Below are 20,264 nucleotides of genomic sequence, written 5' to 3' on the forward strand. Positions count from 1 at the left end.
TTATTTAGGTTTCTATACGAGCAACTACTTTTTAGTCAAAAGCATTACCTATGTGTCTTGACACCTAGTTGTTTTTACTTTAAAATGAATATTATCAGATATGTCAAGACACATCGGAGGGAATATGAAAAAGAACTCAGTAAGACATTTAACAATTGCCTCTTTATTAGTGGCAATGGGCATTATTATTCCTATGGTCATGCCCAGGATCACGATCGGACCAGCATCCTTTACATTGGCTAGTCATGTACCGCTATTTTTAGCAATGTTCTTTTCACCAGGAGTAGCAGTAGCAGTTAGTTTAGGAACTGGATTTGGGTTCTTTCTTTCAGCAACGCCGATTATTGCGTTAAGGGCACTTTCTCATTTACTATTTGCTGTGATAGGTGCTTTTTATTTAAAGAACCATCCAACGATTGTTTTATCTAAGCATAAATTGGTTTTGTTCAATGGACGTTTTCAATTGTTTAATTTAATGATAGGTTTTATACATTCTGCTGCAGAATTAGCTGTAGTAAGTGTTTTTTATACAATGGGTAATCTGCCGGAAACTTACTATTCACAAGGGTACATGTATTCGATCTTTTTGTTGATGGGACTTGGTGGATTGATTCATAGTTTGATTGATTACAACATTGCTTATTTTGTAGCGAATGCTTTAAGTAAACCGTTTGATATTCCAGTATTTAGTCAGGCTAAAAAATTAGAACGAGCAAAAGTGGCCATTCTTCCCCAAAAGACTGAACCACAGATATAAGAGGTTGTTACAAAAGTCGTTTAGGCTTTAGCAATTGGACCAAAGAGGTTGGGACAGGAGTGTTTAATCCCGAGAACCACGTAGGTACTGTGCAACATCAACTCATACTTCGTTGTGTTTTACAGCAATAAGAAGGAATTCACAAAAATGACAAGAAACACGGAATGTTTAATTACGATGTTGAATGATTCCTAATTGGTGCTTTTCAAATTTTTGTGAATTTCGGCTTATTTCCGAAGCCTTCAAATCTTAGTGCTTTAGCACTTAGAATTTGATGTGATCGAAGCGAAGCGTAGTGATTGCTTCTGCTCCCACCGTTTATTTGGCTTCACGGTGACATCAATAAATCGCAAAGAGTTTTGTCTTAGTCACTTTTATAGTTTAAGGTAGTTTGATTACTTGCTCAGTTTCTGGATCGAAGAAATGGGCTTTATTAATATTGAATGCTAAATCGACCAGTTCTTCTGGCTGATGGAAATCACGCGCATCAACTTTTGAGATGAATTCTGTATCACCTAATCGGGTGTACAACATTGTTTCAGCACCTAGTAATTCTGATACAACGACCTCAGAACGAACGACAGCGTCATTCATTGTATCTAAAGCTACTTGCTCACTATGGATATCTTCTGGTCTAATACCAAAAATAATCGATTTTCCTTCGTAACCTTTTTCACCTAATAATTTATTTTTTCCTTCTGGAATCTTTAGTTCTAATCCATGACCATCACGAATAACACCATTATTTAAGGTAACATTGAAAAAATTCATCGCAGGTGAACCGATAAAGCCTGCTACAAAAACGTTATTTGGTGTGTTATAGACCTCTTTTGGTGACCCGATTTGTTGAATAAACCCGTCTTTCATGATAACGATGCGATCAGCCATTGTCATCGCTTCGGTTTGGTCATGTGTTACATAAACTGTAGTTGTTTCCAAACGACGATGCAATTTAGCGATTTCAGCACGCATAGCAACCCGTAATTTTGCATCCAAGTTTGATAAAGGTTCATCCATCAAGAAAACTTTTGCATCACGAACAATTGCTCGACCTAAAGCGACACGTTGGCGTTGTCCACCAGATAGTGCTGCTGGTTTGCGTTGCAGATAATCAGTCAAACCTAAGATTTCACCTGCATTTTCTACCCGTTTTTTGATTTCTGCTTTATCATATTTACGCAGTTTTAAGCCAAAGGCCATATTATCAAAAACAGTCATATGTGGATATAAAGCATAATTCTGGAAAACCATGGCAATATCTCGGTCTTTCGGTGCGACATCATTCATTATTTTATCACCGATGGAAAGTTCGCCTTCCGTAATATCTTCTAAACCAGCAATCATTCTTAAAGTTGTAGATTTTCCGCAGCCTGATGGGCCAACAAATACAATGAATTCACGATCAGCAATTTCTAAATTAAAATCAGTTACAGAATAATTTTCTGCATTGTCGTATTTTTTATAGATATGTTTTAGCGCCATTTCTACCATTGTCGTCACTCTTTTCTTTTTTTTGTACCTTCAGTATAAATGAAAGCGCTATATAATCTCAATGGAAGGTTGCACAAGAAAAAAACGTTTTTTCGTCAAAGTGACAAATAATCAATCGTTCTTTTACTTTGTGAGGGTTGTCTTTGTTATAATAAGGAAAAGAAATGAAAAGAGGGCGTAATCATGAAAATTGCATTGATCGCACATGATCGAAGAAAAGAATTAATGGTCAAACTATCTTTAGCCTATCAACCAATATTAAAAGAGCATGAACTATTTGCCACGGGAACGACAGGATTGAAAATTGCGGAAGCAACTGGATTACCTGTTCACCGTTTTAAATCAGGTCCTTTAGGTGGCGATCAGCAGATTGGAGCCATGATTTCAGAAGATAAACTAGATATGGTGATTTTTTTACGAGACCCACTGGCGGCACAACCTCATGAGCCAGATGTGACCGCTTTGATTCGTTTGAGTGACGTTTATGAAATTCCTTTAGCAACCAATATCGGTACTGCTGAAATTTTATTAAGAGGCTTACAAGCAGGCTTCGCAGATTTTAGAAATGTAGTGCATGAGACAGATAATAAGCCCTTATCTTTTTAGTCAAAATTGATTGCAGTGAATAATGGAATATGCTATATTGCTCTTAGGCTTAGGCCTAATAAAACAGAGTAGGAAATAAAGCGTTAAGTGCCGAGAGGATGGGATGTTGCCTTTCGGACGAAGAATATAGGAGAATAGTGATTTTTACTATACGAACTAGCTTTTTGAAAAGTAGATAATTTTCAAAAGAGATAAGCAGTTCGCTTCACTTTTCAATGATCTAGCTGCATGAAGCAGCCTTTGAGGAAAGTAGACAATATGAACATGGAACAAAAGATGTTCCATGTTCATATTCCTAACTTTCTAAAAGGCTAGACGCTTCATTCCGCTTTTCAATGATCTAGTTGCACGAACCATCTCTTTAGGAAAATAGACAAAGTATCAGTGAAACAAAAAGCGTTTCAATGCTACTTTCCTAATTTTCAAAAGAGATAAGCAGTTCGCTTCACTTTTCTATATTCGCGGTTTTGTTTTCGCATTCGCTGCATATTTTGTGTAGCAGCTCTTAGAGGAGATGCTAGAAATGAATAAGACAAAGATTGAGACCCGAATCATTACGCTGATGAGTCTATTGATCGCGTTAATGGTGGTTTTCACACGATTTATTTCGTTTGAAACCCAATTTTTACGTATTAGTTTTACCTTTATCCCAGAATCATTGATGGGCATTCTTTTTGGTCCGTTTTGGACAGGGATCGGTAGTGCTGTTGCTGATACAGTCGGCATGTTGCTGTTTCCTAAAGGACCTTATTTTCCAGGGTTTACCTTGAATGCGTTTATTTCCGGCGCAATTTATGGTTTCTTTTATTATAAGAAGGAGTTAACCTGGAAACGAGTATTTTTAGCGACTTCATTAGTCACGTTGATTATTCATATGTTTCTAACACCACTATGGCTTGGTCTAATGTATGGCGTAGATCTCTCTAATCTGGCTTGGTGGATACCTAGGATTGTGAAGAACATCGTCTTTTTACCAATCCAAGTAGTTGCTACTTACTATTTAGGCAATAAAATTCCTTATAAGCAAATTTTAAATAAATCTTTAATTAATTTAAAATAAAAAGAACCTCAAACTGTCCTACATCCCAAGGAAGTTTGAGGCTTTTTTGTTCTTTATTTTACAGTTGATTTTTAAATTGAGCTTCATATAATGCGTGATAATACCCATCTTTTTTATCAATCAATTCATCATGACTGCCGATTTCAACAACAGATCCTTGTTCCATTACTAAAATTTTGTCCGCATTTTTAATGGTTGAAAGTCGGTGCGCAATCACAAAACTTGTTCGACCATTCATCATCTGTAAGAAGGCATCTTGAATATTTTTTTCAGTCAACGTATCGACCGAACTAGTTGCTTCATCTAAAATCAGCATTGGTGGATCACTGATCATCGTTCTTGCAATGGTCATCAATTGTCTTTGACCTTCAGAAATTTTGATGCCACTAGCACCGATCAAGGTGTCTAAACCCTCAGGCAAACGAGTAACAAAATCAAAAATATAGGCTTTGTTCATAGCAGCATTGATTTGTGCATCAGTTGCTTCTGGATTTCCATACGTCAGATTATCACGGATTGTGCTATCAAATAACCAAGTATCTTGTAAAACCATCCCAAAACTTTTTCGTAAACTGTCTCTTGTAATCTGCGTGATCGGATGACCATCGATTGAGATCTGACCGCTATCAACTTCATAAAAACGCATTAATAAATTGACTAAGGTTGATTTACCAGCACCTGTTTTTCCAACAATAGCAATGGTTTCACCAGGAAATGCCGTTAGGTTAAAATCTTGGATCAGTGGTTTTGAAGGCGTATAAGAGAAATCTACATGATCGAAGATCACTTTTCCCTTCGCATCATTTAAGACAAAACTATGTGGTCCATCTGTTTTTTCCTCAGACTGATTGATGATTTCAAACGTTCGATCTAGTCCAGCTAAAGCCGTTTGGATTTGCGTTGTGATTCCTGATAATTCAATAAACGGTTTAGAAAATTGACTAGAATAAATAGTGAAACTCGAAATAACACCGATCGTGATTGTTTGATTGCCGCTTAACAACAACAAACCACCCACAAGACCAATCGATAAATAAGCTAAATGATCAATAAAACGCGATAAAGGATTGGTTAAAGAAGAGGAGAATTGCGCTTTTTGACCGCGAACATATAATTGTTGATTTAATGCTTCAAAACGTTGTTGAGAAACGTTTTCTTGCTGAAAGGCTTTGACGATTTTTTGATTGCCAACCATTTCAGTAACGAAACCAGAAATCTCTCCAACAATTTTTTGTTGAGCAGAAAAGTTTTTCTGAGAAGAGGTTGCCACTAACCAATTGACGAGAAATATGATTGGTGTTGCAATTAAAACAACAACCGTAAGTAATGGGCTTAACTTGAGCATAAAGAAGAAGGCGATGACTACAACAGATAGTCCAGAAAAAAGCTGGTTAAAGACAGCTGAACAGGCCACCGAAATATTATCCATATCATTTGTAAAACGGCTGACGATATTTCCATGAGAAGTCTGAACATAATAATTTAAAGGCAATCGATTTAAATGAGCAAACGCATCCTTTCGAAGTTCAGCAACAGACAGGTAAGAAACACGATTACCTAAACGTTGGATCAGCCATTGACTAATAACAGTGATCATCAAAATACCTGCTAACGAACTAAGAAAATGGAACAAAAGCATAAAGTTGACGTGCCCTTTGGCAATCATTGTATCCACAGATTTTCCCATATAATAGGTCATTAAAACGGTTGTTAAACCGCTGAGGATGCCTAAAATGACCGCTGCGGTCATTTCTTTTGGATAACGTAACAAGTAAGGCATGAAACGATTCAATGAATTTGAGGTTCTTTTTTTTGTCTTCATTTTTCAGTTTCCTCCTCTTGTGATGCGACGATTTCTTGATAAGCTGTAGAATGGTGTAATAGTTCCTCGTGAGTCCCTAAGCCAACCTGTTTTCCACTAGCTAAAACGAGAATCTGATCAGCTTGTTGAATCGAGCTGATACGTTGTGAAATCAGGATAAGAGTTGTTTCTTTTAAATCTTGTTTTAGTGCTGTTCGTAAATTTAAATCGGTTTGATAATCCAAGGCGCTTAAAGAATCATCTAGAATCAACACGGCTGGTTTATGAATCAAGGCACGAGCAATAGTTAAACGTTGCTTTTGACCACCGGAAAAATTTTTGCCGCCTTCATAAACTTGCGTATCTAAACCGTCACTTAAATTTTCAACGAATTCTTTACATTGAGCAGTCTCGAGTGCTTGCCAACATTCGTCATCACTTGCCTTTTCTTTACCCCATTGAAGATTTTCTCGAATAGTTCCTGTAAATAAAATAGCTGTTTGAGGTGCAATTGCGATTTTTTTGCGTAGCTTATCTAGAGACCAGTCACGTACATTGATTCCATTGACAAATAGATTCCCTTCACTTGTATCATAAAAACGTGGAATCAATTGAGTCAGCGTACTCTTACCGCCACCTGTGGGACCAGTGATCCCTAGAACAGAATTTGCTGGGATTTCCAAGGAAATATCTGTCAATGCTAGTCCGGCAGTTGGCTGATAGCGGAAGGAGACATGATCGAATACGATGCCTTTGGCTTGTTCTTTAAAGGCTGGATCGAACTTTTCTGATTGAATACTAGGAACAACAGCGAGCACTTCACTCACTCTTGAGGCAGATGCTGAAGCTCGAGTAAAAATAATCACTAAATTTGACACAACGATCAAAGCCAGCAGCATTTGATTCATATAATTGATTAAAGCTAACACCTCACCTTGTTGCAGCCCGCCAATCTCGACTTTGATCCCGCCAAGATAAAGTAACGCTAAGATCCCAAGATTCATGACTAAGGTTGTAGCGGGAGTTAATAAAGCGGAAATATTTGAGACACGAATATAAATAGCAGAAAGGTCATCTGTTACGTTGTTGACTCGTTTTTCTTCCGTTTGTTTTCTAGCAAAGGCACGAATAACGCGGACACCACTCAAATTTTGACTGATCTGACGATTGAGCGAATCCAGTTTTTCTTGCACCTTCTTATATAAAGGTACAGTTGTTTTTATAATAAAATAAAGAATAAGACAAAAAATTGGCAGCATCAGTAGAAAAATAAAGCCCATTTGCACGTTGATGTAAAAGGCCATAATCACTGAACCGATACTTAAAAAGGGGGCCCGAATGACAAGGCGAATCAACATTGCTAAGGCTAACTGTAATTGATTGATATCATTCGTCATTCTTGTAATCAAGGTATCCGTTCCGAAGCTATTCAATTCAGCATGTGAAAGTTGATTGATCTTTTTCATCAGTTGATTTCTTAGTTCAGTTCCAAACCCTTGTGAAGCAATTGAGGAATAATATTGACAAATCATTACGCAAATTAGTCCGATGATCGACATCAAAAGCATCCAACCGGCCATTTGGATTACGTAGGCACGATCATTATTACGAATTCCTTGGTCAACTAAACGGGCCATAAATAATGGTAAGACTAACTCAAAACAAGCTTCTAAAAACTTAAAAAAAGGTCCAAGTATGATTTGCTTGCGGTACTTCTTCGCGTATCTAAGTAAATTGAACATGAATTTCCTCCTAAAATGAAAAGCGTATTACAGAATTTCTAAAAGATGAACATGATTTATTTTCCCTTCTATTGTATATCAATATTTCTTGAGAATAAAGTTGCTAGCATAAAACCATAATTATTTGTTACAATAGCTAGTAAATGCTGTTTGAAGGAGAAAATATATGAATGAATTTATCAAAATTGTTTTATTGTTTTTTATCTACTCGTTTGTCGGTTGGCTCTGGGAAACTGTTTACTGCTCATTAAAAGCTGGAAAGTTTGTCTATCGAGGGTTCTTAATCGGACCTTATTGCCCAATTTATGGCTTTGGTATTTTAGGTGTCCTGTATTTTTTAGAGCCGCTCAAACAAAATATTGTTGTTTTATATTTATTATCGACGATTCTAGTCACTATCTTAGAGTATATCACGAGTTATGGCTTGGAAAAATTATTCCACGCTTCATGGTGGGACTACAAAGATGTTCCCTTAAATATCAATGGCCGAGTTGCCTTGCCGGTATCGCTATTTTGGGGAATCGGCTGTGTATTGATCGTTCGTGTCATCCATCCCAAAGTCATGCTCCTTGAGACATTTTTATCTGAAAAATTTGGACTAGTACTACCGATCATTTTACTATTTTTGTTGCTTAGCGATTTAGTTTATACCTTAGTTAATATGCAGTCATTCAAAAAAGTTACGTCTCAACTCAATACAGCTGTGGAAGAACGTAAGCAAGAATTAACAGCAGTTTTGGCTGAAAAAAGAGAGGAGCTTGCAACGAATCTTTCTGAATTTAAAGAGTCCGTATCAGAAGAAATCAATGAACGGAAACAAGCTAAAATGACAGAAAGAATCACTTGGTTGGAAGAGTTCAAAGAAACGCCTGCAATCAAAAAATTAGTCACACATATGAGCTTTAATCAAAAGCGTTGGGTTCGAAATTATCCCAATTTGAAGCTGAAAAAGGTGAAAAACTCTTCTGAAGTCCAAGAAATCATCAAAAAAAACAAAAAGAATGTTAAATAATTTGGTGTGACTATAACAGTCGGAAAGAGTGTTTTATAACGCTTTAAAGCATTGGTATGTAAGCATTCTTTTCAGTAAAACACATTAGATAAAAACAAACAATGTTACAGCAAAAGGGATGTTTTCGCTGAAATGTAACAAATTGTAACGCTATTGAAATAAAATAAGCCTGATAGATTAGTATAATAGGTGGAGTTGGATTTAGTTAGGAAAGGTGTTGGATTCAGTGAAAGTAAAAAAATTGATACCATTTTTAGCTGCTATCATGCTAGTAAATGTTGCTCTTCCAGTTGGTGCCGCAGCAGAGTCATTAGACGAGCTGAAGGATAAAGAAACACAAGCCGCACAAACAGGAGAATCACTTAGCAAAGATATCAATACAGCTTTGAATGATGTTAATGAAAAATACGCTGAAATTGAAAAACTTAAAGCAGATATTTCAAAAGCTGAAGAAACAATCAAGAACTCTGAAGCTGAAATCACAGTGACAGAACAAAGCATTGCACGCCGTAAAGAAGTCGTTGGAAATCGTATGAAAGATATCCAGCTAAGTGGGGAACAGCGTACATGGCAAGTATTATTAGATGCTGAAAGTGTATCAGATTTCTTTAATAAAGCATATGCGATGACAATCTTACAAAATGCAGAACAAGAAAAAATCGATAGTCTATCTAAAGATAAAGAAAAATTGTCTGAACTTCAAGAAACTGTAAAAAATAAACAAGAAGAATTACAAACCAACGAAACGAAATTACAGGATGAAGCTTCAGCAATGGATGAACAAGTTGTGACATTAAAACAGCAATTATCTGATAATCAAGCAGCGTTACAACAAATCGCTGATCAAAAACAGACAGAAGAAAAACGAATCACAGATGAAAAGAATGCAGCTGAAGCGCGTAAGCAGGCAGAAGCCGCTCAAAGTAAAGCTAAAACGACTGTTTCATCGTCAAGTACAAGCAACAGTTCATCATTAAGCAGTGATTCAAGTAGCTCTTCTAGCGAAGAACAACCTGTTGTCACACCACCATCTCAGCCGGAAGAAGTACCAAGCGCTGGCGGGGATACTGGACAAGGCAATGCTAACGGGCGAGTACTCTACATGCAATCAACAGCTTATTCTTTTAGAGAAGCTGGTTCAGGATATATCACAGCGACTGGGATCGATCTTCGTTCACAAAGTAATGTGATTGCCGTTGACCCAAGTGTGATTCCACTAGGCTCATTTGTTGAAGTAGAAGGCTATGGCTTTGCGGTTGCTGGTGATACCGGTGGAGCAATCAAAGGGAATATTATTGATGTACATTTCCCATCTGTTGACCAATGTTTAACTTGGGGTCGCAGAAATAATGTCAAAGTTACAATTCAATAAAATCAAAGATACTCATTCGAGTGTCTTTTTTGCTGCAGATTTACTGTTTTTCTCATTGTTTGTTAAAACAAATTAAAAAAAAAGTGAATGTAATGCATTAACAAATAATAAATGGTACACTTCATTATAGAAAGTGAGGAATAACAATGATTCGTTTTGCAACAAAAGAAGACGGAGAGGCTATTGCTCCGTTGATCTTAGTTATTTTAAAAGATATGGAATTACCTTTATTAGAAATTATCCCAGAGAAAACACTTTTAGCCGTTCTAGCCGAAGCAGTAGCCGATCCAACTTATCGTTATGGCTATCAGCGAGGATTGGTTTATGAAGACAATGGGCATGTAGCTGGAATTGCTTTTGGTTATCCAAATGAAGACGAACCAATAATTGACGAACCGTTAAAAAAAGTCTTGCGTAAATACAATTTGGATGAAGAAATCAGAATATTTATCGATCCTGAAACATTACCGGGAGAGTGGTATTTAGATTCGATCTCCGTTGATGAAAAGTATCGTGGGACTGGAATCGGTTCTAAACTGTTAGATGCTTTGCCAAAAATGGCGAAGCGAGATGGTAAAGAAATCATTGGTTTAAGTGTAGACAAGGGAAATCCTAATGCTAAAAAATTGTATAGCCGCAAAGGGTTTAAAGATGTGGCTGAGATGATGATCAGCGGACACTTGTACGATCATATGCAGAAAAAAATCAGCGAATAAAATCCGCTGATTTTTTATGTATATCAACAAGTACCCCAACCAATGATTGGTTTGTGATTCTGATCTTTCTTTTTATTATATAGCCAATAATCTAAGACTGCTGCAATACAAATACATAATGGCGCATCTTCGTCATCTGCAACATCCAGGGTAAAGTAATTACCAGAGAAAAGAGTAGCCTTACTCATTTCCATCACTTTATGATTCACTTGGTAAATAGAATACCGATGATTTTTAATATCCCCTAAAACGGTCCAATGCATATGTTGGATATAATAAAAGTCAGCATTCAAATTTAAAATCTTCCGTAAAACACCGACTTTTTCAAATCCTTTATACAAGTCAAAACGTGAACCAAACGCAAAGGAGGTCTGTCTGATGCTAGCGACTAATTCACCGCTCATCGTATATAAGGACAACGCATCACCACGTGTTCCCCAACGGCCAACAAGTAAGAAAATGGACTTGCCGTCTTCGTCTTTCACAATGGTTCTTGTAACCTTGCTCAATTGTTGTTCTTGAATAAAAAATTCAGACACCATCTCTCACCTCTTTTCCTTGTTGTTTAGCCGTTTAATACATTATAAATTTTCTCTAATTGCACGTAATATCGCTTCGCCGACCCCGTTTTCTAAGTTGGTAGACGTGATATATTTTGCATGATCTTTGACTTCTAATTCAGCATTGCCCATTGCGAAACTAACACCCGCCCATTGCAACATACTAACATCATTAAAATTATCGCCAATGGTCATCACTTCTTTTTCGGAAATTCCACGATCTTTTGCAACATGAGCGACTGCGATTCCTTTTTGAGCATTTTTGTGATTGACCTCAATATTATTTTGAGCAGAGGAAGTGACTGCTAAATCATTCAATTGTCTGATTTGAGCACTTGCCGGGCCTAATACTTTTGGTCCATCCATACTGAAACCAATGATTTTTAAGACTTCGATGTCGTCTTCTCTAATTAAAGTGCGCATATCCTCTATATAAGTGATATCTAATAAAGATAAATGCGCTGCAGCCATAGCAATAGCTACTTTATAGGTCAAATGGGGCATAGTCGTTGCAATATGTGAAGCAAAATTTTCAATTCTTTTTTCTTGTTGTTCAGAATAAATCCCCTTGTTTGTAGAGACTTCAAAATAGATATCGTGCGCTTCTAAAATATCTAAGATATCTGTTGCAGTTTGCTTTTCGATTCCTGCGGTAAAAAGTGAATTACCAGCCTTGTCAAATACTTTTGCACCATTCAACGTGATCATCGCACATTCGATCCCAGCTTCATCTAGAGCAGGTTTTGCTTCGGTATAGGCACGTCCTGTCGCAACCATAAATTCAATGCCTTGTCGTTCTGCTTCTCTGATTGCAGAAGCATTGTCCTTTGAAATCCCCATTTTTGAATCGAGTAATGTTCCATCCATGTCTGAAGCAATCAATTTAATCATAAAATTTTCTACCCCTCGTTTATTTAACTTACCTATAGTTTACCATGTTTTTGCAATTTCAGTGCAGAAAAAATTTTCTTGTCACTACTCAAAAAATCAGATATGCTTAATGTGTAAAAGAAATCTGTCAGAATAGTAGTTTTAATGAGTAAATAAAACCAATACAAGGAGGACAACATATGAAAGCTATTATCCATAATAGTTGGCAAGAGGTTTTAGAAGAAGAATTTACAAAAGAATATTATTTGAATTTACGTGATTTCCTGAAACAAGAGTATAACCAGCAAACCATTTATCCAGATATGTACCACATTTATTCCGCACTGGAATTAACACCTTATGAAGAGGTAAAAGTAGTAATATTAGGTCAGGATCCGTATCATGGACCAAATCAAGCACATGGTTTAAGTTTTTCTGTACAGCCTGGTGTGAGGATACCACCTTCTTTAATGAACATTTATAAAGAACTACAAGCGGATTTAGGGTATTCGCCAGTCTCACATGGCTTTTTAGAGAGTTGGGCGAAACAAGGTGTCCTTTTATTGAACACAGTTTTAACTGTTCGTAATGGTCAAGCTTATTCTCATCGAGGACAAGGCTGGGAAAATTTAACAGATGCCATCATCAAAAAGTTGAATGAACGTGATAAACCGATCGTATTTATTCTATGGGGCAAACCAGCACAAGAAAAAATTAAAATGATCGATACCAATAAACATATTATTATCAAATCACCCCATCCAAGCCCTTTGGCAGCCCATCGCGGCTTCTTCGGTTCAAGACCATTTTCAAAAGCAAATCAGGCTTTGGAGCAATTAGGGGAGACACCAATCAATTGGCAGTTGCCTGATACAGTGTCTTAAAACAGAACAATCTGTTATAGTGCAGTAGAGCTAGTTTGTGAAAATAATATCAGAATCAGCATTTTTTACACTAATACAGCTATAAATAACTGTTATTTTCTTGGAGAATGGTGTATGATTAGTTTGTATAAATAATCAGTTGGAGGGTATATCGTGGAATTATTCGATAGCTTAAAATTTAAAGTCATTCGCCGTAACATCAAAATTGTTTTCCCAGAAGCAACAGATCCTCGTATTTTAGGAGCTGCAGCTCGTTTGAAAGCAGAAGAATTAATGGAACCAATTTTGATCGGTAAACAAGAAGCGATTGTGGAAGCAGCACATGCTCGTGGAATCAAAACATCTAACTTTACGATTATCGATCCAGATAATTATGATGGATGGGAAGAAATGGTTACAGCGTTTGTTGAACGTCGTAATGGAAAAGTTACAGAAGAAGACGCACGTAAGATTTTAAAAGACGTCAACTATTTTGGAACAATGCTAACTTACATGGGATTTGCTGATGGTATGGTCAGTGGTGCAATCCACTCAACTGGAGACACTGTTCGTCCAGCCCTACAAATCATCAAAACAAAACCAGGCGTTAGCCGTACAAGTGGTGCAATGATCATGGTTCGTGGCCGTGATCAAGAGAAATATATTTTTGCTGATTGCGCGATTAATGTAAATCCAACAGCCCAAGAATTAGCTGAGATCGCTGTTGATAGTGCAAAAACTGCTGAATTATTCGATATCGAACCAAAAGTAGCAATGATGAGTTTTTCTACTAAAGGTTCAGCAAAAGCACCAGAAGTTGATAAAGTAGTTGAAGCAACTAAAATTGCGAAAAGCTTAGCCCCAGAACTTGAGATCGATGGTGAATTACAATTTGATGCGTCATATGTTGCGTCTGTTGCACAATTAAAAGCACCAAATTCATCTGTAGCGGGACAAGCAACAGTCTTTGTTTTCCCAGAGTTACAATCAGGAAATATTGGCTACAAGATTGCGCAACGCTTAGGTAACTTTGAAGCGATTGGTCCAATTTTACAAGGATTAAACAAACCAGTTTCTGATTTATCTCGTGGTGCAAATGAAGAAGATATCTACAAATTATCAATTATCACTGCTGCACAAACATTAATGAATGAGTAAGCTATTAGAGAACTGAAACTAGACGCTCAGCGTTTTGTCTCAGTTCTCTAGTTTTTTTTGTGAAAATTCGGTATACTACACTACATAGAAATATCAATTGTTGAAATAAGTAGGTGAAAAAATGGATATTATGCTCAACAATCCAAAAGAAACAGAAGGAATTGCGAAAATTATCGGTTCGGTCGCTGCCCCAGGAGATACGATCATACTTTCCGGAGATTTAGGTGCAGGAAAAACAACCATGACCAAAGGAATCGCAGTAGGCTTAGGTATCGATCAAATGATCAAAAGTCCTACTTATACAATCATTCGTGAATATCAGCAAGGGCGCTTGCCACTGTATCATATGGATGTTTATCGTATTGAACATGGTGCAGATGATCTTGGCTTAGATGAATATTTTGAAGGTGATGGCTTATCTGTTGTCGAATGGGGTAAACTATTAGGAGAATTTTTACCGACAGATTATTTAGACATCACGATAACGAAAGATTCTGAAGATATGGAAAAAAGAATCGTTTCCTTTCAAGCAATTGGCACGCAAGCAGAACGATTTTTAGAACGCATTCACAAAAAAATGGAGGACCATGTATGACAGAAGTTGAGTTTACGATTCGAGAAGCCATTCCAGATGATGCCACAGAGATTTTACAGGCATTAAAAATCATCGGCAGTGAGACTCCTTTTCTTGTAATGGATGAAAAAGGAATGGGCATGACATCAGCTGAGATGAGTGAGAACTTAGCAAACCTATATGAATCTGTGAATAACGTGTTAATGCTTGCTTTAGCGGATGGGAAGGTCATTGGTACAGCTTCTGTTAAAGCATCATCGAAAAAGCGAATGGAACATATTGGGGAAATCGGTATCAGTATTTTAAAGGATTATTGGGGGTTTGGGTTAGGTAGCTTGATGATGGAAGAGCTGATCGAATGGGCAAAAGAAAGTAAGGTTATCCGCCGGCTAGAATTGACTGTTCAACATCGCAATCAACGTGCAGTCCATGTTTATGAAAAAATTGGCTTTCAAACAGAAGCGATCATGGCTCGTGGTGCAAAAACGGATGAGGGCGAATTATTAGATGTGCATTTGATGAGTTTAATGATTGATTGAGAGAGGTAAAGTATTGGACATGAAAATAGTGTTCAATCCTTTTTTTGTAACGTCTTGATACATCAATGTTACAAGTGACTTCTTCTTTTGTTCTGTAACCACTTTCTTCTTTCCTATATATTCTCAATCAGCAAAAGGCTATACTAGAATCAGATAAAACGCTTAAGGAGCTGAACGAGATGTCAAAAGGAATTAAAATCGTTACGATCGGTGGAGGATCAAGTTATACACCAGAATTAGTGGAAGGATTTATTAAACGTTACGATGAATTACCTGTACGTGAGTTATGGCTAGTTGATATTGAAGCAGGAAAAGAAAAACTAGAAATCGTTGGAGCAATGGCAAAACGGATGGTCAAAGCCGCTGGTATTAACTGTGAAGTTCACTTGACATTAGATCGTCGTGAAGCACTGAAAGATGCTGATTTCGTTACAACTCAATTACGCGTAGGGCTTTTAGATGCACGTATTTTAGACGAACGCATTCCATTAAGCCACGGCTTGATCGGTCAAGAAACAAATGGTGCTGGCGGTATTTTCAAAGCGTTGAGAACTGTTCCAGTGATTTTAGATATCGTAGAAGATATGAAAGAGCTTTGCCCAAATGCTTGGTTGATCAACTTTACGAACCCAGCCGGTATGGTGACAGAAGCGGTTTTACGTTACGGAAATTGGGATAAAGTTGTCGGTTTATGTAATATTCCAGTCAATGCAGTCTTTGAAGAAGCCGAATTATTAGGTGAAAATAACCATGATTTATTCTTCCAATTTGCTGGAATCAATCATTTACATTGGCATACAATTACAGATAAAAACGGAAAAGATCGTACAGATGAATTAATTAAAGTAATGTATGGTCAAGAGGATGCTAAATCAATCGTAGCCAATATCAAAGACAATAACTTGATTTGGGAACAAGTTGAGAACCTACACATGGTTCCATGTCCGTACCACAATTATTATTATTATACAGATAAAATGTTAGCTGAAGAATTAGAAGACTTCAAAAACAATGGCACACGTGCTGAAAAGGTCAAAGAAATCGAGCATGAATTGTTTGAATTATACAAAGATCCTAATTTAGACTACAAACCAAAACAATTAGCAGAACGTGGTGGCGCACGCTACAGTGATGCAGCGTGTGAAATCATCAACTCGATCCACAATGACAAACGTACAACAATGACTGTCAGCACTAGAAACAACGGTACGATCACAGACTTACCTGCTGAAAGTGCCGTAGAAGTAACGTGTACAATTACTGGAAAAGGCCCCGTTCCTTATAACTTTGGCAGCTTTAAACCCCAAGAACGTGGGTTACTACAAGTAATGAAATCAATGGAAGAATTAACGATCGAAGCGGCTGTTACAGGTGATTACGGGACATTATTACAAGCCTTTACGATGAATCCCTTAATCACAAGTGGAAATGTCGCTAAAGAAGTGATGGATGAATTGTTAGAAGCACATAAACACTATTTACCAGCTTTCTTTAAATAAGAGAAAAAACAAGGCAACTCGTTTTTATGAGTTGTCTTGTTTTTGTTTTTGGACTTCCTTTGCTAGATACTCCACCGTATAAAGAGCTGGCACCTGAGACGTAATATCACTATCCCCAATTCTTTCCGTAGAAATATAATAAGGAATATTTACATCGGAAAGCGCAGCAATCGGAGATTTTTCACTATTCGTGATCGAAATGATCGTACTATCATTTGTAATAAAATGATTCAAATAATTAATGATGGCTTCATTTTCACCACTAACTGAAAGAGCAATCACACACACATTTTTCGCCATACTTTTATTGAAAAAATTCACAGGATGGTTGATCGGATCTTCAATATGAAACGCCATACTGAAAATAGAAGAAAAATACAAGGCACCATATTCAGCAATGATATTTGAAGAGCCTGTTCCAATAAATAAAACAAGATCTTTTTCAGACAACAATTTAGCCGCGGCTTGAATTCGTTCTTGAAAAAAAGCCTCAGTAGACCGTTGGATAAAATGAGTAAAAGAGGTTTCATCTACAGCATGGGTTGTCACAGGTTCTGCCAAAGATTTGCGATATAAGTTCAATTTGATTTTAAATTCAGAGAATCCTTCACAACCAAATTTTCGGCAAAAACGCAAAATACTAGCAGTACTACTATGGGTTTCTTGGGCGAGCTCACGAATCCGCATATACACCACTTCGTCAATATGAGCTGCAACATATTTATAGATTTCTAAATCGATGGGGCTAAGGTCAGGACTATGATCTAAAAATAACAAGATATTCCCTACTTTCTTTGATCAATGATTAGGAACTGCTTCGCTTAGAAAAAAGTCGATCACAAGTGATGCAACCAATTCTGGCGCTTCTAAATTTGCTAAATGAGCGACATTGGGAATCCCTACTTTTTTAGCATGACTGATTTTTTGATATAAAAAGGTAGAAATATCTTGAAAATCAGCAACATCCAAATCGCCAATCATAATCAATACTGGTAACTTGAGCTGATCTAATCGAGCAGACAAGGGTTGAGTTGGTGACATTTCTTTGATTGGTCGAGCTGGTTCCGGTTTAGTAAGAGCCGTCATTTGCATTTCACGAATACGCTCTTTTATTTGAGGAGCAATTGCTTCAGGTCGACGATCTCTTAGAATCCACGTTCGATAATTAAGCTCTGCTACTTGATCAAAGGACTTCGCTGTCAATAACTGCTCTTCCTTTTCATCATATTGCTGCAAGGCTTCTGAAAAATTCCATTCGTCAATGGCGGAAGACTCTAAAGCCAAACACAAACACCGTTCAGGATTTTCAGTGACAAAATCTAAGGCTATTCTTCCACCAAATGAAGCGGCAAAAATGTACGTTTGCTTAATTTTCAAATGATCTAGGAGTTCATTAATGATCATTGTATAAGAAAAAGCGCCTCCTGTAAATGAACTCTGACCAAAGCCAGGTAAATCAAATCGAGTGACTTGAAACTGCTGAGATAATGAATGAAATTCATAATCCCACATTCGTGAATCCGCAATTCCAGCATGAATCAGCAACAGATGTGGTCCTGATCCTTTAGAGTCAAAATAAATAGTTGCGCCAGAAACACTTAGATAAGGCATGTGATCCCTCCATGATTAATTAGTTAAATCAATACTATATACAAAATGACGAACGGGCAGACCAGAATAGTCTTTATCAAATTCTTTGACGATGGTCATACCATTTTTCTCAGCAACCATGCGAGAAGAAAGGTTCGTATCTCGAATGATGGAACAGATTTTTTCCGCTTTTAATTCATTTTTCGCATAGCTTATACACAATTGGCTAGCAGACGTTGCATATCCCTGATTCCAATAGCGTTTATTGACTAAGTAGCCAATTTCTAATAATGATTCAGCTTCAACATCAGAATAGACAATCCCACATTGACCAATAAAGTGTTGCTTTTTTTGATCGATGATCGCCCACAGACCAAAGCCGTTTTCTTGATAGCTTGTTAAATTCCAGTTCAGCCATGCGTTGACTTTTTCTTCTGAAAATGCTGATTCATAGGTGTACATCGTTTCTTTATCTTGTAAAATCAAACATAAATCATCAAAATCAGCGGGTGTGAATTCTCTTAAATAGAGTTGTTCATTTTCGCTTATTTTTTTACCATCGCTTTTCTCCTTTAATTTAGACGTTCACTCAAGATAGACAAAGGACCATGTGCTCCGTTGATGCTTCGTTTTGATCATTAAAGTTCTGTTTTTTTAAGGCACTTTTTCACATATCATTCATACAAATGCTTCAGCTATCTATCAGAAAGAACGTTTCTCTATTTTACCATAGTAATAGGTTAAGTCTGTAAAAAACACGTTGTAAAAAGCCAAACTGTGAAAGGAAAGTAACAGAATCTTGGGATGATTTTAACAGAACCCTGGGAGTTTCGCATCGTTATATCTTTGTATACTAGGTTCATCAAGTACGAACGGCTGTAACGATTTGATACTTAAGTCGCCCGTGACTTTAAATGAGAGGAGATGTCAAGTTGAAATCAAATGATCGTTTTGTGTCAGAAAATCAATATTTTACTTTTGAGCAGCAGAATCAGGCAATCAAAAAACAATTGAAAGTGATCGGAAAGCTGCAAAAAAGGGTGAAAGCAGAACAACGACGAAAAAATCAGCTTGCATCTCAATTAAAAAAATTGAAGCAGCAACAACACACTAAGGAGGAAATAAACAGATGACAGCATTAAGCGGAGTAGATGTAGTTTGGCGTTTTCGTTTAGCCGAAGACGAAGGAAATGAACGTGCCTGGGGCTTAGCATACAGCACAGAAAATGGCTATTCAAAATCAAAAGAAAGTGAATCAACTGTTACGAAAGATGGTAGCGTAGTGACACCAGGAGCAACCGAAACAACCGTAACGGCAACAACACTATATAAAATCGGTTCAACACAAATCGATAAATTAGAAACAGCAATGGATGAAAATAAACGTGTTCAAATTTGGCGTATCAACACCAAGGAGATTGGCACTGGCAACAACGAAGGGAAATTCAAAGCGAAATATTTTGAAGGCTATTTTACTTCGTTTGAAGAAACAGATTCAGCTGAAAATAAAGTGGAATACTCTTTGGAATGGGCAATCGAAGGCGCAGGTAAGAATGGTTTTGCAGCATTGGAGCTTGATACTTCTGAAGGTGGCGACTATGAATTCAAAGACACTGTTAAAGTGGAAACAACGCCGTAATGATTGATACGCAAGTACACATTTTAAGAGGTTAGTCTGACTAACCTCTTTGGAAATCAGGAGGAATAAATATGGAACTTACAATGAACGAAAAAATAGTCAGCTGTAAATTTGGGTACGGATTTTTAAAAGAAATCAATAAGCGTTATTCAGTAGAACGTGGTGGAATGCAGTTGAAATTAGGCGTTGGCGCCATCGTTTCAAATTTGCTTTTATCAGATGTAGATACTCTTTTTGAAGTATTGTTGATTGCAAATATGACCGAGAAACCGCGAATGACAGTCAAATGTTTAGAAGAGTACGTTGAACAAAACGGTACGAAGAATCTGTTTGAAGAAGTGATCGATGAGCTAAAAAAGTCGGAATATACCGGGATGATGACCAGCAAGATGTTGGAAGAAACACAAGCGTAAAA

The 20,264-nt window shown here is 37.1% G+C and carries 22 protein-coding genes and 1 riboswitch; of the genes, 14 read left to right on the forward strand and 8 right to left on the reverse strand.

Annotated features, from left to right (window positions below; translation table 11 throughout):
* Positions 1-124: 124 nt before the first annotated feature.
* Entirely contained in the window at positions 125-757 is a 633-nt protein-coding gene (locus IGJ50_RS10310; protein WP_069639305.1) for a hypothetical protein, read from the forward strand.
* A 381-nt stretch (positions 758-1,138) separates the two neighbouring features.
* Here the strand turns inward: IGJ50_RS10310 and IGJ50_RS10315 are convergent, their stop codons facing one another.
* The gene (locus IGJ50_RS10315; protein WP_069639304.1) at positions 1,139-2,248 is read right to left on the reverse strand and encodes an ABC transporter ATP-binding protein; all 1,110 of its coding nucleotides are present in this window, start codon (positions 2,246-2,248) and stop codon (positions 1,139-1,141) included.
* 183 nt (positions 2,249-2,431) lie between these two features.
* Between IGJ50_RS10315 and mgsA the strand changes: the two genes are divergently transcribed.
* Entirely contained in the window at positions 2,432-2,854 is a 423-nt protein-coding gene (mgsA, locus tag IGJ50_RS10320) for a methylglyoxal synthase (RefSeq protein WP_069639303.1), read from the forward strand.
* A 62-nt stretch (positions 2,855-2,916) separates the two neighbouring features.
* Positions 2,917-3,019: riboswitch (THF riboswitch) on the forward strand.
* Positions 3,020-3,377: 358 nt separating this feature from the next.
* Positions 3,378-3,914, forward strand: a complete 537-nt coding sequence (locus IGJ50_RS10325; protein ID WP_083244304.1) for a folate family ECF transporter S component — start codon at positions 3,378-3,380, stop codon at positions 3,912-3,914.
* 58 nt (positions 3,915-3,972) lie between these two features.
* Here IGJ50_RS10325 and IGJ50_RS10330 read toward each other — a convergent pair whose 3' ends face one another.
* Both IGJ50_RS10330 and IGJ50_RS10335 read right to left on the reverse strand, forming a co-directional pair.
* Entirely contained in the window at positions 3,973-5,736 is a 1,764-nt protein-coding gene (locus IGJ50_RS10330) for an ABC transporter ATP-binding protein (RefSeq protein WP_429950262.1), read from the reverse strand.
* A complete protein-coding gene (locus tag IGJ50_RS10335; protein WP_429950264.1) occupies positions 5,733-7,457 on the reverse strand; it encodes an ABC transporter ATP-binding protein in 1,725 nt (574 codons plus the stop codon). Before IGJ50_RS10335 ends, IGJ50_RS10330 begins: the two co-directional genes overlap by 4 nt.
* A gap of 166 nt (positions 7,458-7,623) precedes the next feature.
* Here IGJ50_RS10335 and IGJ50_RS10340 point away from each other — a divergent pair, with 166 nt between their 5' ends.
* From IGJ50_RS10340 to IGJ50_RS10350, 3 genes are all read left to right on the forward strand, one after another.
* On the forward strand, positions 7,624-8,469 hold the full coding sequence (locus IGJ50_RS10340; protein ID WP_069639299.1) for a putative ABC transporter permease: 846 nt from the start codon (positions 7,624-7,626) through the stop codon (positions 8,467-8,469).
* Positions 8,470-8,686: 217 nt separating this feature from the next.
* Positions 8,687-9,841: a 3D domain-containing protein gene (locus tag IGJ50_RS10345; RefSeq protein WP_083244303.1), complete on the forward strand. Its 1,155-nt coding sequence runs from the start codon at positions 8,687-8,689 to the stop codon at positions 9,839-9,841.
* A 146-nt stretch (positions 9,842-9,987) separates the two neighbouring features.
* Complete coding sequence (locus tag IGJ50_RS10350) at positions 9,988-10,557, forward strand: GNAT family N-acetyltransferase (RefSeq protein ID WP_069639297.1); 570 nt, start codon at positions 9,988-9,990, stop codon at positions 10,555-10,557.
* 23 nt (positions 10,558-10,580) lie between these two features.
* Here IGJ50_RS10350 and IGJ50_RS10355 read toward each other — a convergent pair whose 3' ends face one another.
* Together IGJ50_RS10355 and IGJ50_RS10360 are read right to left on the reverse strand one after the other, a co-directional pair.
* Positions 10,581-11,096, reverse strand: coding sequence for an LURP-one-related/scramblase family protein (locus IGJ50_RS10355; protein ID WP_069639354.1), 516 nt, complete (start codon positions 11,094-11,096; stop codon positions 10,581-10,583).
* Positions 11,097-11,138: 42 nt separating this feature from the next.
* Complete coding sequence (locus IGJ50_RS10360) at positions 11,139-12,008, reverse strand: Cof-type HAD-IIB family hydrolase (RefSeq protein ID WP_069639296.1); 870 nt, start codon at positions 12,006-12,008, stop codon at positions 11,139-11,141.
* 179 nt (positions 12,009-12,187) lie between these two features.
* On the opposite strand from IGJ50_RS10360, the gene IGJ50_RS10365 reads away from it, so the two are divergent.
* From IGJ50_RS10365 to IGJ50_RS10385, 5 genes are all read left to right on the forward strand, one after another.
* Positions 12,188-12,871, forward strand: coding sequence for a uracil-DNA glycosylase (locus IGJ50_RS10365; protein WP_069639295.1), 684 nt, complete (start codon positions 12,188-12,190; stop codon positions 12,869-12,871).
* Positions 12,872-13,024: 153 nt separating this feature from the next.
* The gene (gene pta, locus IGJ50_RS10370) at positions 13,025-14,008 is read left to right on the forward strand and encodes a phosphate acetyltransferase (protein WP_069639294.1); all 984 of its coding nucleotides are present in this window, start codon (positions 13,025-13,027) and stop codon (positions 14,006-14,008) included.
* A 121-nt stretch (positions 14,009-14,129) separates the two neighbouring features.
* Positions 14,130-14,603 (forward strand): tRNA (adenosine(37)-N6)-threonylcarbamoyltransferase complex ATPase subunit type 1 TsaE, encoded by a 474-nt coding sequence (gene tsaE / locus IGJ50_RS10375; protein WP_069639293.1) that lies wholly within the window; start codon positions 14,130-14,132, stop codon positions 14,601-14,603.
* Positions 14,600-15,121, forward strand: coding sequence for a GNAT family N-acetyltransferase (locus IGJ50_RS10380; protein WP_069639292.1), 522 nt, complete (start codon positions 14,600-14,602; stop codon positions 15,119-15,121). Before tsaE ends, IGJ50_RS10380 begins: the two co-directional genes overlap by 4 nt.
* A gap of 179 nt (positions 15,122-15,300) precedes the next feature.
* A complete protein-coding gene (locus IGJ50_RS10385; RefSeq protein ID WP_069639291.1) occupies positions 15,301-16,620 on the forward strand; it encodes a 6-phospho-beta-glucosidase in 1,320 nt (439 codons plus the stop codon).
* A 24-nt stretch (positions 16,621-16,644) separates the two neighbouring features.
* Here the strand turns inward: IGJ50_RS10385 and IGJ50_RS10390 are convergent, their stop codons facing one another.
* The 3 genes from IGJ50_RS10390 to IGJ50_RS10400 are packed head-to-tail and all read right to left on the reverse strand — an operon-like array spanning position 16,645 to position 18,759.
* Positions 16,645-17,397: a MurR/RpiR family transcriptional regulator gene (locus IGJ50_RS10390; protein WP_069639290.1), complete on the reverse strand. Its 753-nt coding sequence runs from the start codon at positions 17,395-17,397 to the stop codon at positions 16,645-16,647.
* Between the two features lie 21 nt (positions 17,398-17,418).
* Complete coding sequence (locus IGJ50_RS10395; protein ID WP_069639289.1) at positions 17,419-18,231, reverse strand: alpha/beta fold hydrolase; 813 nt, start codon at positions 18,229-18,231, stop codon at positions 17,419-17,421.
* Between the two features lie 15 nt (positions 18,232-18,246).
* Positions 18,247-18,759, reverse strand: a complete 513-nt coding sequence (locus IGJ50_RS10400) for a GNAT family N-acetyltransferase (protein WP_429950967.1) — start codon at positions 18,757-18,759, stop codon at positions 18,247-18,249.
* 383 nt (positions 18,760-19,142) lie between these two features.
* Here IGJ50_RS10400 and IGJ50_RS10405 point away from each other — a divergent pair, with 383 nt between their 5' ends.
* The 3 genes from IGJ50_RS10405 (at position 19,143) to IGJ50_RS10415 (ending at position 20,262) form a co-directional block, all read left to right on the forward strand.
* Complete coding sequence (locus IGJ50_RS10405; protein WP_242551023.1) at positions 19,143-19,343, forward strand: hypothetical protein; 201 nt, start codon at positions 19,143-19,145, stop codon at positions 19,341-19,343.
* Positions 19,340-19,849, forward strand: coding sequence for a phage major tail protein, TP901-1 family (locus tag IGJ50_RS10410; RefSeq protein ID WP_069639286.1), 510 nt, complete (start codon positions 19,340-19,342; stop codon positions 19,847-19,849). The genes IGJ50_RS10405 and IGJ50_RS10410 overlap by 4 nt, the downstream gene beginning before the upstream one ends.
* Positions 19,850-19,920: 71 nt before the next feature.
* Positions 19,921-20,262 carry a tail assembly chaperone gene (locus IGJ50_RS10415; protein ID WP_069639285.1) on the forward strand — a complete coding sequence of 114 codons (342 nt, stop codon included), beginning with the start codon at positions 19,921-19,923 and terminating at the stop codon, positions 20,260-20,262.
* The last annotated feature ends 2 nt before the right edge of the window (positions 20,263-20,264 follow it).

It is taken from the genome of Enterococcus sp. AZ101, assembly GCF_050499005.1.
Classification (GTDB): domain Bacteria; phylum Bacillota; class Bacilli; order Lactobacillales; family Enterococcaceae; genus Enterococcus_L; species Enterococcus_L ureilyticus.

Bases quoted from the DNA above. Each gene is read 5' to 3' on its own strand.
- IGJ50_RS10310 (WP_069639305.1), top strand. From the start codon at position 125: ATGAAAAAGAACTCAGTAAGACATTTAACAATTGCCTCTTTATTAGTG.
- IGJ50_RS10315 (WP_069639304.1), bottom strand. From the start codon at position 2,248: ATGGTAGAAATGGCGCTAAAACATATCTATAAAAAATACGACAATGCA.
- mgsA (WP_069639303.1), top strand. From the start codon at position 2,432: ATGAAAATTGCATTGATCGCACATGATCGAAGAAAAGAATTAATGGTC.
- IGJ50_RS10325 (WP_083244304.1), top strand. From the start codon at position 3,378: ATGAATAAGACAAAGATTGAGACCCGAATCATTACGCTGATGAGTCTA.
- IGJ50_RS10330 (WP_429950262.1), bottom strand. From the start codon at position 5,736: ATGAAGACAAAAAAAAGAACCTCAAATTCATTGAATCGTTTCATGCCT.
- IGJ50_RS10335 (WP_429950264.1), bottom strand. From the start codon at position 7,457: ATGTTCAATTTACTTAGATACGCGAAGAAGTACCGCAAGCAAATCATA.
- IGJ50_RS10340 (WP_069639299.1), top strand. From the start codon at position 7,624: ATGAATGAATTTATCAAAATTGTTTTATTGTTTTTTATCTACTCGTTT.
- IGJ50_RS10350 (WP_069639297.1), top strand. From the start codon at position 9,988: ATGATTCGTTTTGCAACAAAAGAAGACGGAGAGGCTATTGCTCCGTTG.
- IGJ50_RS10360 (WP_069639296.1), bottom strand. From the start codon at position 12,008: ATGATTAAATTGATTGCTTCAGACATGGATGGAACATTACTCGATTCA.
- IGJ50_RS10365 (WP_069639295.1), top strand. From the start codon at position 12,188: ATGAAAGCTATTATCCATAATAGTTGGCAAGAGGTTTTAGAAGAAGAA.
- tsaE (WP_069639293.1), top strand. From the start codon at position 14,130: ATGGATATTATGCTCAACAATCCAAAAGAAACAGAAGGAATTGCGAAA.
- IGJ50_RS10380 (WP_069639292.1), top strand. From the start codon at position 14,600: ATGACAGAAGTTGAGTTTACGATTCGAGAAGCCATTCCAGATGATGCC.
- IGJ50_RS10385 (WP_069639291.1), top strand. From the start codon at position 15,301: ATGTCAAAAGGAATTAAAATCGTTACGATCGGTGGAGGATCAAGTTAT.
- IGJ50_RS10395 (WP_069639289.1), bottom strand. From the start codon at position 18,231: ATGCCTTATCTAAGTGTTTCTGGCGCAACTATTTATTTTGACTCTAAA.
- IGJ50_RS10410 (WP_069639286.1), top strand. From the start codon at position 19,340: ATGACAGCATTAAGCGGAGTAGATGTAGTTTGGCGTTTTCGTTTAGCC.
- IGJ50_RS10415 (WP_069639285.1), top strand. From the start codon at position 19,921: ATGGAACTTACAATGAACGAAAAAATAGTCAGCTGTAAATTTGGGTAC.